This window comes from Mesorhizobium sp. M2A.F.Ca.ET.039.01.1.1 (assembly GCF_003998035.1).
Classification (GTDB): domain Bacteria; phylum Pseudomonadota; class Alphaproteobacteria; order Rhizobiales; family Rhizobiaceae; genus Mesorhizobium.
The window spans coordinates 1-414 of sequence record NZ_RZRY01001572.1 but is presented as its reverse complement, the minus strand read 5'-3'; the positions used below and the strand labels follow the sequence as shown (position 1 = coordinate 414).

Genomic DNA, 414 nt, shown 5'->3' with positions numbered 1-414 from the left:
GCTCGAGACCCTTCTTGGGTCGGGAAAGATGATGGTTGATCGGGTCGTGGTGGAAGCGTCAGCGGCGCTGAGGCAACATGATCTTCTGACGGCCCTCACCGAGGTCGGCGGAGAACTGATCCTCGACACCAATGTCGCCGAGCTTTCGTCAATTGGCCGATTTGGTGGAGCGGCGAGGTCGGCGCCCTGGGCAAACCCCGAGAGCGTTCTGACACCCGACGATCTGCGACCAAACGCGAACCGGGACGTCATCGGCCAGATAGCCCGCTTTGCGGTGCGGCAGGGCTTTCATGCCGTACAGGCACCAGCGCATGTTCTTGAGGGCTCGACGGACCAGCTTCTTGCCCTTGATTGCGAGGCCACCGCCGCGCTGCGTCGGGCGCTCGATGCGGAAGGAGGGAAACACATCGGCAT

At 62.8% G+C, this 414-nt stretch carries 1 protein-coding gene; it reads left to right on the top strand.

Annotated features, from left to right (window positions below; translation table 11 throughout):
* Positions 1–414: hypothetical protein (locus EOA24_RS42325; protein ID WP_189354736.1), on the top strand; the 414-nt coding region annotated here is incomplete at both ends.